General features: G+C 40.0%; 10 protein-coding genes. 4 read left to right on the plus strand and 6 right to left on the minus strand.

The window, feature by feature from the left end; translation table 11 throughout:
• Window positions 1-158: 158 nt before the first annotated feature.
• From N5O98_RS05100 to N5O98_RS05125, 6 genes are all read right to left on the minus strand, one after another.
• Window positions 159-1,568 (minus strand): alpha/beta hydrolase family protein, encoded by a 1,410-nt coding sequence (locus N5O98_RS05100; protein ID WP_022199497.1) that lies wholly within the window; start codon window positions 1,566-1,568, stop codon window positions 159-161.
• A gap of 386 nt (window positions 1,569-1,954) precedes the next feature.
• A complete protein-coding gene (locus N5O98_RS05105; RefSeq protein ID WP_032852431.1) occupies window positions 1,955-3,961 on the minus strand; it encodes a glycoside hydrolase family 97 protein in 2,007 nt (668 codons plus the stop codon).
• A 6-nt stretch (window positions 3,962-3,967) separates the two neighbouring features.
• On the minus strand, window positions 3,968-4,993 hold the full coding sequence (locus N5O98_RS05110; protein ID WP_008646853.1) for a FecR family protein: 1,026 nt from the start codon (window positions 4,991-4,993) through the stop codon (window positions 3,968-3,970).
• Between the two features lie 40 nt (window positions 4,994-5,033).
• A complete protein-coding gene (locus tag N5O98_RS05115) occupies window positions 5,034-5,594 on the minus strand; it encodes an RNA polymerase sigma-70 factor (RefSeq protein ID WP_118160987.1) in 561 nt (186 codons plus the stop codon).
• A gap of 107 nt (window positions 5,595-5,701) precedes the next feature.
• Window positions 5,702-6,574 (minus strand): fimbrillin family protein, encoded by an 873-nt coding sequence (locus tag N5O98_RS05120; protein ID WP_055235708.1) that lies wholly within the window; start codon window positions 6,572-6,574, stop codon window positions 5,702-5,704.
• 22 nt (window positions 6,575-6,596) lie between these two features.
• Entirely contained in the window at window positions 6,597-8,471 is a 1,875-nt protein-coding gene (locus N5O98_RS05125) for a fimbrillin family protein (RefSeq protein WP_008646849.1), read from the minus strand.
• A gap of 243 nt (window positions 8,472-8,714) precedes the next feature.
• Here N5O98_RS05125 and N5O98_RS05130 point away from each other — a divergent pair, with 243 nt between their 5' ends.
• The 4 genes from N5O98_RS05130 (at window position 8,715) to N5O98_RS05145 (ending at window position 17,976) form a co-directional block, all read left to right on the plus strand.
• A complete protein-coding gene (locus tag N5O98_RS05130; protein WP_008646848.1) occupies window positions 8,715-12,095 on the plus strand; it encodes a TonB-dependent receptor in 3,381 nt (1,126 codons plus the stop codon).
• Between the two features lie 11 nt (window positions 12,096-12,106).
• On the plus strand, window positions 12,107-13,837 hold the full coding sequence (locus N5O98_RS05135) for a RagB/SusD family nutrient uptake outer membrane protein (protein ID WP_008646846.1): 1,731 nt from the start codon (window positions 12,107-12,109) through the stop codon (window positions 13,835-13,837).
• 13 nt (window positions 13,838-13,850) lie between these two features.
• Window positions 13,851-15,380, plus strand: a complete 1,530-nt coding sequence (locus N5O98_RS05140) for a hypothetical protein (RefSeq protein ID WP_134978715.1) — start codon at window positions 13,851-13,853, stop codon at window positions 15,378-15,380.
• A gap of 133 nt (window positions 15,381-15,513) precedes the next feature.
• Window positions 15,514-17,976, plus strand: coding sequence for a hypothetical protein (locus tag N5O98_RS05145; RefSeq protein WP_008646842.1), 2,463 nt, complete (start codon window positions 15,514-15,516; stop codon window positions 17,974-17,976).
• Window positions 17,977-17,991: the final 15 nt, after the last annotated feature.

Consider the following 17,991-nt stretch of genomic DNA (forward strand, 5'->3'; position numbering starts at 1 on the left):
GTGTAAGCTGATGACGGGAGATTTATGTAGTATATGTAAATTGTAGCCATTTACTTTCTTTCCAATTCTTGCAAATATTTGAAGAATTTGCAAGAATTAGCAAGAAAAGAATGTGATATTGAGAAATGTGTACTTGCTAAGTAATATCATTAATAGACTTATTGTTTCCTTATCCATTCAATGATATCTTTCAAGACTTCCGGATTGATTGTTTCTTCCAACTGCCCGTATTCAGCCAATGTTCCTTTTTCGCAAGTCTGAAACAGATGATTTAAGTTCGGATAGGCTTTGACTGTTACATTTTTGTTTCCATTTCCGGTGATTCTTTCCTGAATGGCAGCAAGATTCATGGCGGCATCCACTTGAATATCCTTTTCTCCGTTCAGAGCCAGAACCGGACATTTTAGTTTCTTCAAATCCTGGCCTGGGTCATATCTCATAAAATGAAGATACCATGGAGAAGTCATCGAACTGATTTGTGCAGATATCTGCTGGATGGTATTTAGGTCTTTCAATTGTTCGGGAGACATTGTTTTTGTGACGTCTGCATACAGTTCTTTCTGCAACTCTTCGGGAGTTTTGTCTGTTTGTTGCAGTATGGCATATCTGTTCCGTATTGAAGGCTTCATCCCTTGCCAGACGGCATCCGGCATTCCCTGGGATTTAGAGATTAGCTCTACCTGCTTCAGCATCAGACTGTCGCCTCTTACACCGGCTCCTGCCAATGAAACGACAAATGCAATGGATAGGTCCTTTTTAGCAACGATGAATGCAATGATTCCTCCTGCGCTATGTCCGATAATTCCGATTTTCTTTGCATTTATTTCTTTTCTGCTGCGCAGATAATTCACCATTGCTTCCGTATCTGTGGCAAAATCCTCATTGGTAGCTGTTGCGTGAGTACCTTGTGAAGCGGCAGTACCCCTGTCATCACATCTAAGTACAGCAATTCCGTTTCGGGTCAGATAATCGGCGATGACAAAGAAAGGTTTGTGTCCCATGATTTCTTCATCCCGGTTCTGCGCACCGCTTCCCGTCACCATTACCACTGCCGGAAACTTAGTTCCTTTTTCGGGAAGAGTCAATGTTCCGGCAAGGTTAATTCCATCGCGTTCATTCCTCACGGTGACTTCTTCACTTCTGTAAGGGAAAGGCGGTTGAGGCTCCTGCGGACGCTTGGGACGGCTGGCTTCTCCCTTTACCAGATTCAACGGAAGGGGCATTCCTTGTGTAAATGTTCCGTTGATTGTGTTATCACTGTTCAGCTTTCCTTTGTACGAAGCATGAATCACAGGTATCTGGATAATTAAAGTAGAATCATTGAAAGAAGTGGTCTGTGTCTTGATACCGTTGGCTCCTTGGTCGGGACTGTCCAGTGTGGTCACATAAGCGCCTTGTTCCGTTTGACTGATGTGGAATACAATAGTCAATGAACCGGTGGGAAGGGAAAGTTTTCCGTGCCAGGTTCCCGAAATTTCTTGGGCGGAAACAGAGGATGAGAAGAACACTCCGGCTAATAGTCCGGTAATGAATAATATAACGATGTAGGTAGCCTTAACTATTTTCATAAGCGAAAAATTAGGTTTAATCTTAATTGTAAATATAAGATATATACAAAGGTAACAATTTTCCTCATTATAAAATAAGACATTACCTAATCTTGTCAGAATCCGGTAATATCTTATTTGGCTGTTCCTGTATACAATAGTTCGTTAAATGTTAATTTAAAATTTAACGAACTATTGTTTATCTTTACCGCCGATTTATTCAGCAAGCCGATGATTATCTCACTATATTGGTCAAGTTCGTTCAGATTCATTTTTTTCAGGATGTAGGAACCCTTAATATAATGAATCGGTTCGACTTGACTTAATATTTTATTGTTAATTCAAAACTTAACGAACTATTGTCATTAAAAAGTGGAATTATAATTGCTTGAGTTATCTATATCAAATTAAGGTAAGTAGCCCTCTATCTTCATCGCAAATCCACCTCCTGGTGCTAAATGAAGCTTATGTATTTTTGTAATATCCTCTGTTACAAAAAAATCTTTCTTATAGTCCGTTGCATTGCGGTCTGCATTGATTCCATCTTTGAAGATTTCTATTTTATATTTTCCTTGCGGTAAAAAAGAGAGATCTAATTTTACATCACGCGATGTCCAGTTTGTGATTCCTCCTACATACCATATGGAATTATTACGCCGGGCAGTTATAATCCATTCACCTACTTCTCCGTCAATAATTCTTGTTTCATTCCATACTGTAGGAATGGAAGCGATAAATTCTGTACATTCTATTTCTTTGTTGTAATGAGTAGGAGAATCGCAAAGCATGTTCAACGGTGAGTCTAAAATCATATAAAGAGCCAACTGGTGGCATCTGGTTCCTTGACTCATAGGTTTGAAATAGCAAGGGTAAAAATCTTTTTTGGTTGCATTCAGCATAGCTCCCTGCGTGTAGTCCATGGGACCGGCTAACTGGCGAATGAAAGGAATGGTAACATCATATTTCATCTGGTCCTTACTGATATCGTTCCATTTCATCTGCTCCAATCCATGTACACCTTCAAAATTCAGTACATTAGGGTAGGTTCGGTTTAGCCCCGCAGGTTTATGTGTCCCATGTAAATCAAGTAATAGTTTGTATTTGGCAGTTACTTGAGCTGCCTGATAATTAAAGGCTGTCATTTTTTGGTCATCCCGGTCCATAAAGTCCACTTTAAAGCCCTTTACTCCCAACTTGGAATAGTACTTGCACACTTGTTCCATATCCCGATGAAAAGCATAATAACCCGCCCAGAGTATAATGCCAACTTTCTTTGTAGCTGCATAATCTATTAAAGCTTTCAAATCAATTTCAGGAACAACGCACATTAAATTCGCTTTACCGTTTTCGGCCCATCCTTCATCTAATATTATATATTCTATATTTTTTGATGCGGCAAAATCAATATAGTATTTGTACGTATCCGTATTTTTCCAAGCACGAAATTCTACATCAGCCAAATTAAGCGCATTCCACCACTCCCAAGCCACCTTTCCCGGTTTTATCCATGAGATATCTGAAATACGGGACGGCTCTGCCAATAAGAAACTCAAGTCTGATGCAGCTAAATCTGTATCCTTTTGAGCTATAGCAATAATTCGCCAAGGAAAGGTTCGCGCTCCATTCACCTCTGCTATATACTGTTCACGTTCCGTAACGAGTAATTGCAGATTATTATGACCACCTTGCTTTACGTACTTTGGATAACGGGCAAAGACTCCCACCATTGTATGTGGATGTATTTGGGAAATATTCATATAGAGTCCCGGATAATTCTCCAGATTGGTCTCAGTAATGCACATTTTTACTCCGGTGCCCGTATCGACCAATAGTGGCAGAAAACTCAGACGTTTAGGGTTATAGCCTGTAAGCGATGTGGTTTCATACACATTTTCAAATGAATTAAAGAATTGTGCTTCTATATTTCCTTCATTTTCCCTAACATAAGGAACTGTGACTTGATAATTATCAGGAAAATGGTACTCTACCGTCTCATTTTTGATGCAGAAAGGTTGTTTGGAGTGATTAATGAAGCGATACGCTATTCCATCGTTGTAGGCTCTAAACTCGATACTGAAATCTCCTTTAAAGCGAAGCACAAGCGACTTATAGTTTTCGGTTATTGAATCTGCACGGTAAAAAGGAGAAACAATATTGCCTTTTTTCTCATAATGATTCGCTTTAATGACTTTGGGTTGTTCTCCCCATGTGTTTCCATTAACGAGTGTCAGTGCTATCGGAGAATTTTCCAATAAAATTTTTCCTTTATTTTGAATTTGGTACTCAATTTTTTCTCCTACATACACATTTGTCTGCAGATTTTCGTCAGGAGATGTAAGAGTGTATTGTTTCTGAGCGAAAATTGAACTTATCGCAGTAAATGTCATGACGCACAACAGATAATATTTCTTCATAATTTATTAATTTCTTTTTTTACAGCTGATTTTAACATATTGTTTTTCAGTATGATCGCTACTTCCATTCTTAAGATATTGACACTCTATTGACATAGTTTTTTCCAATAAGTGCAAAATCCTATCCAATGATTCATCTTTAAAAGTTGCATGACAGATCAGATTTTTACTCATTTCATCCAATTGGAAACTGATGTTATACATTTGACTTAACCGTTTAAAAATATCCTGCAACGGTTCATTGCGGAAAACTAATTCTCCCTGCTTCCATGAACACCATTTTTCAGGATTACCCAAATATAATTGATAATCTTTGTTGCGGTGATTGTAAACGATACGTTCATTCGGATTCATAAGAATTCGACGTTCTTTGGACGAAACACATACACTGCCTGTGACCAATGTAACTTGCGTCAAACTGTCACTATCATAACTATAGACATTAAATTCCGTTCCCAAAGCTTCAATATCAAGACGAGGCGTATGTACAATGAATGGACGTTTTTTATCAGGAGCTATTTGAAAATAGCCCTCACCTTTCAACTCGACATCGCGCTTTTTACCTTCGAAAGGAAGCGGATAACGCAATGTACTACCACCGTTCATCCAAACTACACTACCATCAGGTAACACTGCTTTAGTTCGTGTGCCATATAAGGCATTCAGTTCTTGCCAGACGTGATTTGTCGATTCTTTCTTCTGAAGATATCCCAAATAGAAAGTCGAAAGAAGCAATGGAACAGCTATGAAAGCAGCTATCCGTTGCCAAGTTCTGACGAAAATTTCAAGCCGATTTCTTCTTTGCCTTCCTTTTATTTTCTCTAAGAGTTGTTCCAGCCGGTACTGAGGTTGAATGCTTTCAATATCAAAAGCAGGATGAGAGATATCCCAGATATTCTTCATCTTCAGGAAATAAGCCAAATGCTCCTTGTCCGCATCCATCCAACGAGACAACTCTTTAGATTCATCAACTCCCGCTTCGCCTGACAAACACTTTATAATCAGTTCATCTATGTATTCTTGTTGATCCATTATTTAATCTATTATATTGTTAGATAATTAATAAAATAAGTCACAAAGGCCATAAGTCTTTCAGGTTATCTCTAAGGTATTTCAATACATTTCCAACGCGTACCTCAACGGTTCTTCTTGATACGTTCATTTCTCTTGCGATATCATCATATTTAATAGATTGGAAACGACTCATACGAAACACATCGACAGACTTTTTATCAAATTGTTCCAACAATGTATTTATTTGTGTCTCTAGCTCAGAATAGCTTACATAATGATCTACATCCCAATTGGTTGCAGTAGAACATTCAAGTACATAAGCTATATGACTTTCAACTATTCTACGATGCTTGATTGCATCATAGCAGTCATGCCGTACAACTCTCAGTAAAAAACTTCTCAAAGAAGTATCAATACTCAATTCTGTTCTTTTCTCCCAAAGTTCCAAAAATATGCTTTGAATAATATCTTCGCATTCGTTTCTGTCTGCAATAAAAGTCCCACAGTATAACAACAGGTCAGAATGGTACTTAATAAAAAGAGTGGAAAAGGCATGTTGATCGTTTTTCCGCATCCGATTGACTAATTCAAAATCATCTATGACATGTTTTTCTTTCATTTGTTATTTAAGGTATTATATATACTGTCCTTATTGCCATGGTCATTGGGGGATAATTTATTAACAAGTATTATCCCCCGAAAATGTTTTTCAGAAATATTCTTTAATCATAAAAAAGTTTCTACATCCCAATCTTCAATCTCTTTTAAATTAACTTCAATGCCGGGCAGAGAAACCACAATGTCAAAGGTATATTGTTTTCCCATTTCAAATGTCATGTTCCCTATTTTTTTTCTATACTGATTTCCGGCAACATCAAATAGTAGAAGCCCGTTTCCCGTACTTGGAAGTAAGACACATTCTCCATAAGAACCTTCTGATGAAACAGAAACAGGGATATCTCCCGCTTCCATTTCTGTCATTTCGGCAGTTCCCAAAGAAAATTTCCCTATTGCCGGCAAATCAGAACAAGTCAGTCTCAACACTTTCAGGTCTTCCGCACTAATACCTTCACCGTTTCTAATATGAAAGATCATTTTCGCAAAAACATGTTTGAATACCACTTTTACCGGTGTGGTTGTACGATACTTGTTTTTAGCATTATTGCTGTAAAGATAATCGCAAAAATCTGATTTTGCTTGATTCCGGACGTCAAGTTGTAGTACATTCTCTTCCAGACTTGGATTCCATGGTGCATAGAGAATAAAATCCACCTTTGTCGCATCTGTCGGATACAAAAAAGCAGGCTCTTCTCCGGAGACCTTTAACATGCCATCCGCCTGAACTTGCATTTTTTTATTGAAAATTTGGTTGATCGAATTCTCTAATGAAAAATCGGCTTTATTCCGTATCATATAAACACCTACCGTTTCACCTTCTTTCCACTTTTCGACTTCATCTTTGTCATAAGAAGTGATAGATGGCTTGAACAAAACGGCAACTTCTGTTTGCTGATGGTTTTCACCGCCTTTATAGATGTCTTCACAAGCTGCCAAGCCGCACAGGCAAAATGACAATATTATCAATTGTTTTATTTTCATAATTCCATATAATTAATTCGGTTTATTTTGCAATTTTCACACAGCGTACCGGCATAGCGTTGGCACGACTATAATAATTATTATCTATTTTGTTTTGGTCTTTTGCAAGCATTACCATATAAGTCTTTAGATTGGAGGAAGACTCTCCGCAATAAATCATTGCCGACTTTGTTGCCCATTGGAAAGTGCCATCGAATTTTAATCTTCCTGCCAAAGGATAGTTACCGAATGCAGTTCCTGCCGAAGCTAGATATTCAGTATACGTAGTCGGCAGATTCTCCCAAGGCGATTTCCCGTTTTTGTAGATGGGAAGCATCCAGCCCGCAGGTGACGGGTCATAAATAGTCTTTTCCTTTGTCTTACTGTTAGGCCAAAAGTCAGCGGCAAGGTCGTTAGAGGCATTTGGATTAGTAGTCACCCAACTATAGGGCTCGCCTTTAGCAGAGATAAATAGCAGAGGATCTTTCAATACACGACGAATAGACTGTCCTTGGTCGTCTCCCCAAATAGCTTCTACTTTAATCTTCGGCTTATTTCCGTTGTGTCCGAACAACTGGATATCCGCGACGGATGCTCCTTCTCCGGGAAATGTGACAGAACTAGTGGGAAATGGGGTATTTCTACCTCCCTGATAAAAGCAACCGACGGAATTAGGATTGTTTGCATCATCAGTCAAGGCGCCTAAATTGCGGTCCATAAAGTAGTAATCTGTCACCCCGTCTCCATTGTTGTCATAGGCATAAGTGTGTTCATCCGGATTGTAATCTGTTACCCAAATATGCCATACCCAACGGGTATCATTACCGATTTTTACTGCAATGACAGCATTTCCTTGCTTGCCGGCAGATGTTCTCACAGTAATCGTACTTTTATCTGCCTGTTGTCCGTCTTTACTTAAAATTACACCTTGCTCAGGAATAAGGTCTTCTGTGTCCATCCACAACAATGATACGCTCAAAGTCCCGGACAAATCCGGATTCCCGCAGTAGGATTCCTGCCGCCAGACTTCGTACGCTTTCAATACGGGAAAAGTAATTTCTCCACCAGGCTTCACCATATAGCAGTTGGGCAATGAAGGCAAATCTACAAGTTTTGAAGCAATCTGATAACTGTAAGCTTTACCAGGTTCAAACTGTTTATTAGCGGGAGAATATTCATGTTCCGAATTTCCGGCTTTTATAATAAAAGACAGTTCCTGTAGAGGCTGAGAAGGTATGTAAGCTCTGAAATTCTTTTTCCGTTCTTCATCGAAATCTATATTTCCCATAGATGTCTCTTCATCTGCAAGCTTCATTTTATCAGGTGTACCAATTTGAGCGAGATTAAACGTACAGGCGGGTATTACATTTTTCATCTCTATATTTTTCCCACCGCCCGAAGTCAGCTTGACGTCCACCAACGTCAGTTGATGTTTAAATAATAATTGCACTGTTCCGGAAGATGAGGCCAAGTCTACTGTTTTTGCCAGCATCAAGTCATACATGGATTTGGAAGCATCATAGTTGATTGCTGTAGGATTAATGTTTTTGGAGTAAGGATAATAAGCATAAAAATCGAGAACTTCTCCATTCTTCGGAAAATAGACAGGAGTTCCTTCCATTATCCATTCTCCGTCTTTAAGTGTTAATTTTCGATTGTCTATGTAATTACCTTGAGATTGAAGCGCTGTTGAATTACCCGGTAAATGCGATACCGCAAAGACACCAACCGCATCTCCTTCATTAAAAAAGGTCTTAAAGCTGTCGTCAGTAGTCACACGTGTGTTTTTGTCATTGTCTACAGCCAAAACAAATTGTATCTGCTCCCCGCCTGAAGGAGAGGTCTCTGCGAGTTCTGTTTCCTGCTGACAGGAAAACAAGGAAAGAATTCCTATACAATAATAGCAAATTTTTTTCATACATTGTTTTTTTAAGTAATATGCAAAGGCTCTTAAGGCATAAAATAAACTATTCTTGTTTAAAGGGCGATTTAAAAAGAAAATTCCACATCATTCTTATATTGTTTTTTAGATTTTAAAAAAATATGATTATCAACGTGTGTGATTACAATTTGGAATCGCCTTATAAATACATTGGCAAACTGTATAAAATAAACTAATCTTATTATTAGAATTTGCTAACAATTAAATCTTTAAAGAAACATGTCAAAAGAATTATTAAACAGCAAAAACTGGAATAAACTGAAGAAAACTGCTCAGCAGTGGTGGGCGACTTTTTGTTTTCCAGTTATCATGTTGCTCTGCTTTTCTCTGCCGGCATTGGCACAGGAGAAGCAAACAATCACATTACAAGTGAAAGACACATCCATTTCGGAAGTATTGAACATGGTTGAAAAGCAAAGCCAATATAGCTTCTTGTACAACAAGAATGAAGTTGACGTAAGCAAGACTGTTACTCTCTCATTAAAGAAAGCTTCGATGAAAGAAACTTTAAATAAGCTCTTTGCCCATAGCAACATTACGTATGAGTTTGACCGAAACTATGTTATTTTGAAAAAAGTCAAAAAGACCGTTAGTAGAAAGACAGTCAAAGGACGTATCACTGATAAACACGGTGAACCCATGGCTGGAGCAACCATAGCCGATAAAGACGGAAAGACTGGAGTGATCTCCGACATGGACGGAAACTATATGATAACAGTTTCGGCCGGAAGTGTTCTATCTTATCAGTTCATCGGATATGAGACGACGGAAGTTAAAGTGGATGATTATAAGAATGTTATTGATGTCATTTTGATAGAGGCAGCCCAAGGATTAGACGAGGTGGTCGTTATCGGGTACGGCACAGCACAGAAAAAGGACTTGACCGGTTCTGTAAGTTCTGTCATGGGTAGCAGGATCACCGATCGAAAGGTTGCACAGTTGTCTACAGCACTGCAAGGTGCCATGTCGGGAGTCACTGTTACTCGTACCAACAATGCTCCTGGAGCACAAAGTGCGATACGCATTCGTGGTATCACTACGATTGGCGAAAGCAGCCCATTGGTGATAGTGGATGGTGTGCCTGCCGATAACATTAATGATATCAATCCCAACGACGTGGAAAGTATCACTGCACTGAAAGATGCTGCTTCAGCTGCTATTTATGGCTCCAGAGCTGCTTCAGGCGTTATTATTGTAACAACCAAACGAGCCAAGACTAACCAACTCTCTTTGGAATATTCTTATGAATTCGGGATAGATAAACCTACCGCCAGACCGGATTTTGTAGATGTACAACGCTTCATGGAAATGACTAATGAGCTACGTTGGAACGATGCTGGTAATGGAAGCGACGAGTATCCTACATACGCTGCTACAACGATAGATAATTACATGGAGTATAACCGCGAAAATCCAGACAAATATCCCAATACGAATTGGAGAAACGTCTTGCTAAAGAACAAAGCTACCAAACAGACACACTCTTTCAGCATCGCAGGAGGAACGGAACATATACGAACCAAAGCCACTTTCGGATATGACTATGCTGACGGTTTGTACAACAACCGTGATTATGAGCGTTTCACTGTTCGTATGAATAATGATATAAAAATCAACAAATATATTTCTGCGGCATTTGATATCAGTGTAAAGAGATCCAGCTATACCAAGCCAACATACGATCCTATGGATGCCAGTAACTTGTTCCCTCAGGTTTATGCCGCTACTTGGAGCGACGGACGTATAGCCGATGGAAAATCAGGAGATAATCCCTATGCAAAGTTACATTATGGCGGTAACAAAAAAGAGTATTACAATCAGGTCAGTGGGAAAATAGCTTTGTATCTGACTCCGGTCAAGGGATTGAAATTATCAGCCGTGTTATCTCCCATTTATAACGATTCACGTACAAAGGAGTTCAGAAAGCGTATCGAATACTTTAGTGCAGAGAATCCGAATGAACTGATTGGCGCCATTACAGACTATGGTTCTACACAGCTAAGTGAATCAAGAGGCAATAAGCAAAGCATTACCAAACAGTTGTTCGCCAATTATGACTGTACGCTTGGTAATCACACATTAACTTTACTTCTGGGGTATGAAGACAATACCTATAAAACGGAAGACCTCAAGGCTTCCCGCGATCATTTTGAATTGACACAATACCCCTATCTTGACAGAGGTTCAAGTGACTATCAGTTCAATAATGGCAATGCCAAGCACACTGCTTACCGATCTACTTTCGGTAGAATTATGTATAATTATAACAATCGGTATTTGCTTCAGGCTAACCTGCGTAGTGACAGTTCCTCCCGCTTCGACAAGAAACATCGTATCGGATATTTTCCTTCCATATCCGGCGGGTGGGTCATCAGCGAAGAACCATTCTTTAAGGATCTCCATATCAAACCGCTGTCTTTTCTGAAATTCCGTGCGTCTTATGGCTTGTTGGGTAATGACCGTGTCGGAGAATACCCTTATTTGCCTTTACTGGCTTATAGTGACCAATTATTTTATGAAGGTAATAATGTTACTTCCTATCTTACTGCCGCACAGTGGCAATACGCCATCCGCAATATATCATGGGAAACAACAAAAACATTTGGATTAGGACTTGATGTAGCCTTATTGGACGGACGTTTGCGGTTGACTGCAGACTATTACTACAAGATAACTAAGGATATGATTTTGGATGTAGATATACCGGATTATGTAGGATATGACAACCCTCAACAGAATACCGGCAAGATGAAAACAACCGGTTTTGAAATTGAAATGAGCTGGAATGATCATATCAATGACTTTCATTACGGAATATCTGCCAATCTAAGCGATTATCGTTCTAAAATGGGTTACCTTGGGGGAAATCAATTTTTAGGAGACCGAATAAAGAGAATGGGTAGCTATTTCAACGAATGGTACGGATATCGTACAGATGGTATTTTCCAAACATCGGAAGAAATTGCGAATACTCCAGTGATGAATAATAATGTGAAACCGGGTGATATCAAGTATCTGAAAGCCGATCCAACCGATAATTCACCGATCTCTCCGGACAGAGACAGAGTATTATTGGGTAATTCACAACCCCGTTTTTTATATGGCGCCACTTTAAATGCCGATTACAAGGGTTTTGATTTGAATATTAGCATGCAAGGAATAGGAAAACAATTGCAATGCAAAAAAACGGAAATGGTTCAGCCGTTGCGTAACAATTTCGGTGCTATTCCCCGACTGATTGATGGCAAATATTGGAGCAATTACAATACTCCCGAACAAAATGCAGAAGCAAAGTACCCCCGCCTTACATCCACTCAATCAGGCCACAACTATGCAATGTCCGATTTTTGGCTGTTCAATGGCGCCTATTTCCGCTTGAAAAATATCACTGTCGGTTATACCGTCCCCAAGCATTTGACAGAGAAATTGAGTATTAAGAGTCTGCGCATCTATCTTAGTGCCAACGATATTCTGTGCTTCAGCAAATATCCGAAAGGATGGGATCCGGAGAACAGTTCGGACGTAATCGGTGGTACGGATAATAAAGATTTCTATCCTATTACCAGATCCATACTTGGAGGTATTAACATTAAATTTTAAAACTGAATAATATGAAAAAGGTTTATCATATTCTTTTTATCTTTACAACAGTATGTCTATGGAGCAGTTGTGCCAATTTAGATTTAGATCCGTTGGACACAGGATCAAGAGATTCCTGGTATAGTTCGGAAGATGAAATCCAACGTTCTATCGGCGGGCTATATCGTACTGTGTTCTTCACGTTAAATGGAAATGAAAGTACAATAGATTATTCACCGTGGAGTGATGATAACCAGTCTAGAGCCAGTTTGAATTTTATAACAGGTGGAACAATTAATGGAGAATCAGATCAGGTAAAGAAACGTTGGCAGAATGGATACAAGGCTATCGCACGCGCCAATATTCTGTTAGAAAAACTTGAGGATGCAAACAGTGTAGGCATCTCGGAAGAAAAAAAGCAATTGTACAGGGCACAAACTCTTTTTGTCCGTGCCACCCAATATGCCATACTTACTTCTCTCTTCGGAGATGTAGTTTATATAGACAAAGAGATCAGTATTGATGAAGCGTTTGAAATGGGGCGAACTGATCGGGAAGAGGTAATGGAAAACGTGTACAAAGATTTGGATGAAGCAGCGCATTATCTGCCCGAGACTTACGGCACTCAACGGGAATTTGCAACCAAAGGAGCCGCTTATGCCATTAAAGCCCGTTACGCATTGTATAATGAAGATTGGGAACTTGCGGCACAAGCAGCAAAAAAATGTATGGATTTACAGATATATGAACTTCATCCGGACTTCGAGGAGTTGTTTATAGCTTCTACACACCATGCGAAGGAGAATATTCTTTCTTGGCCTCGTTCGGTAGAACTAAAAAACTACTTGGACGTAGGTGCAGCCATGTCGTATTGCCCTAGAAACCGTGGCGGATATGCTTCCGAATATCCCTCTTGGGAACTATTCTGCTCTTTTCTTTGTACAGACGGGCTTCCCATTGATGAATCACCATTGTTTGACCCACAAAATCCTTTCAAGAATCGCGATCCGCGCTGCACTGCCACAATCGTAGAATTTGGAACTGAACATGTAGGTGTAATATATAATCCTAATCCTAACATCAGCAGGGTCTGGAGTGCTATTGCCGGAAAAGAAATTACCAATCTTGATTGCAAAACCGGAAGCCAATATGCTTCTTACAACGGTTTGCTCAGGAAAAAAGGAGTGGATGAACTATGGATTAATGACGGAACATTCAAGGTAGACCCCGATTTTGTGTTTATTCGTTATGGAGAAGTGCTGCTGACCTATGCCGAAGCGAAGATTGAGGCCAATGACATTGACCAGTCTGTGTTGGATGCCATCAATCAGGTTAGAGCTCGGGCTTACAAAAAAGACTACGCGGCTGCAACAGGATACCCCAAAGTCACTACCCAAGATCGGGACAAGTTGCGCCAAATAGTACGAATTGAGCGACGTATGGAGCTGGCTTTTGAAGGTAGTATAAGGTATATGGACATTATCCGATGGAAGCTGGCAGAGAAAGTCTTGAATTTACCAAACTATGGGTTGCTTGACAAGGATGAACTGATAAATAAAGTTGTCAACAAAAATAAATGGTTTTTCCCATATACACCAGAAATCGATGAAGACGGAATTGCAGATTTCACCCCTATGTACAATGAAGGGCTTATCAAGATAATTGTTCAACGTAATTTTGACACAGCGAAGAATTATCTTTGGCCAATACCCTCACAGGAGATTATTACAAACCCGAATTTGGGACAAAATGATAACTATTAACAGCCAAAGAGACATGAAAAAAAGACAAATGATTGCACGCTTAGTATTTCTAATAGGGCTATTCTTGTTTCCTAACGCAATGACAAGTTGTAGCAAGGAGGAATACAAAACTTACCATCACCATGAGAAGCAGCCTTCTGATGAAAATGACGACCCGGACAAGAAAGATGAAATTCCTTCAAAGATGTCCAGTGGTAACTATCAATTACTAACCAGCCAGCCCGGACAGGTAATTGAAGGATTGGGATTTGAAATTCAATCCGATAATTATAGTGAACGATATGAAAATGATGACCCTGAATTCGGAGTTCCTTGGGATTTAGCACCGGCCGAACGTACGCGTTTGGCAAAGGAAATGCTGTCCGGATTTCGTTACATGCGTGTAGCTATGGGAATTTGGTTCAGAGGAATCAGTGATGACCGGAAAAACTTTCAGGAACGTTTTCCCGGACAAGTAAACAGCTTGTTGCAACTGATGAATGATGCCGGTGTGGAAGGAATCTCTATGGAGTATTGGTCTCCAGCTCCTTATTGGAAAAATAACAACAGTCTGAATAACGGTACCTTAAAGGACTACAACGATGATAATTTTCTGGAGGAATTTACCGATGCTTTGGTTAAAGACGCGAAATACATGAAAGAACAGGGATTTAAGATCTCTTCATGGGGGTTGCAAAATGAATCACAATACTCTAACCCCACTTATCCACACTGCCACTATACCGAAGATCAATTGGTGAAGGTATTTGGAATGGCCGCTCCAAAGATTCGCGCATTAGATAATACAATAGAGATAATCTATGACACCAATAGTGGAAATGCGGGAACGTATGGTGAGAAATTGTGGAAGGAAAATCCACAATTATTGCAATATGTAGATGCTTGGGTATACCACCGTATAGGGGATAACTCGGACAATGTGATGAAGCGTCGTGAGAATTATCTGGCAAACAATCAGGGCAAGCCTATTTATCAGAATGAATTTGAATACTTTAGAGAACAAGTTAAAGATTATACACGTGAGTGGCGAATGGTAAACACAGCACAATCCATTATGAATTGGATGACTTTTATCCAGTCGCCGAAATGGTATTGGCTGCATGCGTTGAAACCGATAAGTGAGATAGACAGGGAAGGATTTGGTTTGGGCGTTTACCGTCCGAGTGCTGAAAACAGAGGACTTGATTATCCCAATTTAAAGCACGGGCATTTCACTTATGAATGGTCTAACTACAATGCTATTGCCGGTTTCCTGAAATATATGCCTTGGGATTCAAGGCGATATAATATAAAGGAGGATGAGGAGCGGAGTAATAACCGCGTTATGGCATGGAAAAAACCGGATGGTAAATATGTAATAGCCGTTACCAACCGTTCTGACGAATGGTTTGAATTTAAAATTACCTTGGATAAAGAACGTTCTTTTAATGGGCACCGATATAATAAAGAAGGGGTAAATTTGGATTTGGGAAGACAAACAGATAGTTCTATCCTTTCGGCCAAGGTGAAACCGTGGAGTATTGATTTCTGGGTAGAAGAATAGGTCAATCATAGTTTTTAATAGGTTTTATTTTTGATTTGGTGGATGTATGTGTCCAGTATATTGTTATGTATAGTTTCAGCACACTGGATATACATGTCCACCATTTGATTTTGTAATATGTAATAATATAGTAATGAATAAATATCTTATCAAAGGCAACCTGTTGTTGCTGTTTGTCGTTCTTGTTTCCTGCCGTCCGCAGAACTCCGTGACAGACTCCCACAAACCCTGTTATAGCGGGATTTACCCGCACCTTGCATATTATAATAATGAAGGAGAGTGTGGCACAGGAGCAATCGTTCCATGGCAAAACAGGTTATGGGTTGTTACTTACGGGCCTCATTTACCATGGGGGTCCAGTGACAAACTTTATGAAATCACAGACACACTTGGAGTTCGCGCACGTGCAGAAAGTGTGGGAGGGACCTCTGCCAACCGATTAATTCATAGCGAAAGCAACCAACTTTTTATAGGTCCTTACGCTATAGACAGTAACCGTAATGTACGTGTTATCTCATATAAAGAAGCGCAAGGCCGTTACACCGGCGTTGCACGTCATTTATCTAATCCGGCGGAGAAAGTGTATATCGCTACTATGGAGGAAGGATTCTATGAAATAGATGTAAATACACTAAAGGCGAATACCCTTTATCCGGATGTGAACGGAGGAATGCATGATGACACAGATATTAATCCGACTAATGACTTGCTCCCCGGCGCACATGGTAAGGGGTTGTATAGTGGACAAGGAGTATTGGTTTTCTCTAACAACGGAGAAGCAACCCACGAAGCACTGGAGAAATTTAACATACCTGCAGGATGTTTGGCGGAATGGAACGGAAAAGACTGGAAAGTAATACGCCGTAATCAGTTTACAGAAGTAACAGGCCCAGGTGGAATTTACGGTAATCCACATCCGGAAACAGATCCGGTTTGGGCTACAGGCTGGGATTATAAATCATTACTTCTTGCTCTACGGGAAAAAGGAGAATGGAGATTCTTTCGGCTTCCTAAAGCAAGCAATTCTTATGACGGTGCACACGGCTGGAACACAGAATGGCCACGTATCCGGAATATAGGAACAAAGGATAATCCGGATTATTTGATGACAATGCATGGTATGTTTTGGCATTTTCCCGAAACATTTTGTATAAATAATACGTCCGGGATATTCCCGCGTTCATCTTACTTGAAAGTAGTCGGTGATTTTACTCGTTGGCATGACCGTATTGTGTTCGGATGTGACGATACGGCACAGAAAGATTTTTTGAACAAGCGAAAGATAAAAGGAAATATTGGTGGTCCCGGTCAGTCTAATTCCAATTTGTGGTTTGTCTCACCGGAACGTATTGATCAATTGGGGCCTACAAATGCATCCGGTTCTGTTTGGATGAACGACACTGTAGTTGCCGGACAAACGAGTGATCCGTTTTTGTTTAATGGTTGGGATAACAGATGTGTATGGGTTCGTAATGATAGCAAAGATAAAGTTTGCCTGACTTTTGAGGTAGATGTGCAAGGAAATGGACAGTGGACTGTGTTATGCTCTAAGAGTATAGACCCGAAGAGCTCTTCTTTAGTAACTTTTACTCCGAAAGATAAAGGAGAGTGGATTCGTATATCTACAGATAAGACGTCTGTTATAAGCGCCACTTTTGTTTTTGCGATGAACGAGAAAAGAACTATATCTTCCGCTGCCATTTTTGAGGGCATCACCCGAGTGAACGAAAAGCCCGTTTCGGAAGGGACGTTATATTGCCTGGGTGATAATCGTCGTTGCCTGGGCATTTTAGCGAGAACGTCAGAAGGGGAAAAATACTATGAACTTTCTGGAGACATGAAACTGGAAAATAAAAATGACATAAAGACTGTAGAATATATCCGAAGAAATTTTGAAATAAATGCCGGAGAAATGGTTGTATCAGACGGATCCGTCCTGATTATAGATGACAAGGAACGTCGCTGGAGATTGCCGTTGGGCAAGAATGAGTTTACCACTCTGACAAAGCAAAACAAATTGAGAATTTGTCGGGAAGTGGCAACAGAACGTGACTTGTTCAATTGCCATGGCACATTTTATGAATTACCAGCTGAAAATGCGGACGGCTTTGCAAAAATCCGACCGATATCTTCCCACAAATTACGAATTAACGACTATGCTTCTTATCGTGGCTTATTGATTCTGTCAGGTATGAATGCCAATGATTGCGGCAATAAACGCATGGTGGTGTCTGACGATAAAAAACTCACGCTTTGGGCTGGAACCATTGACGACCTGTGGGAGCTGGGAAAACCGGTGGGAAGCGGTGGACCATGGGTAGATGCACAAATTGAGGCAGACGAGTATTCCGATCCCTACTTGATAGGATTTTATGATGAGCGTATTCTGAATATTTCTCACAAATCTTTCCAACCGGTCAGATTTTACGTAGAAATGGACCCGACAGGGGATGGTCATTGGATGGAGTACAAGCATTTTGATATTGCGCCCGGTGAGTCATTCATACACCATTTCCCTCCAGCTGTCCAGGCACGCTGGATTAGATTCAGGACAGATAGTAAATGTGTTGCAACGACATGGCTCGAATATAAATAAAATGGAAATACAGTA

Source organism: Bacteroides sp. LFL-34 (genome assembly GCF_027257075.1).
Classification (GTDB): domain Bacteria; phylum Bacteroidota; class Bacteroidia; order Bacteroidales; family Bacteroidaceae; genus Bacteroides; species Bacteroides ovatus.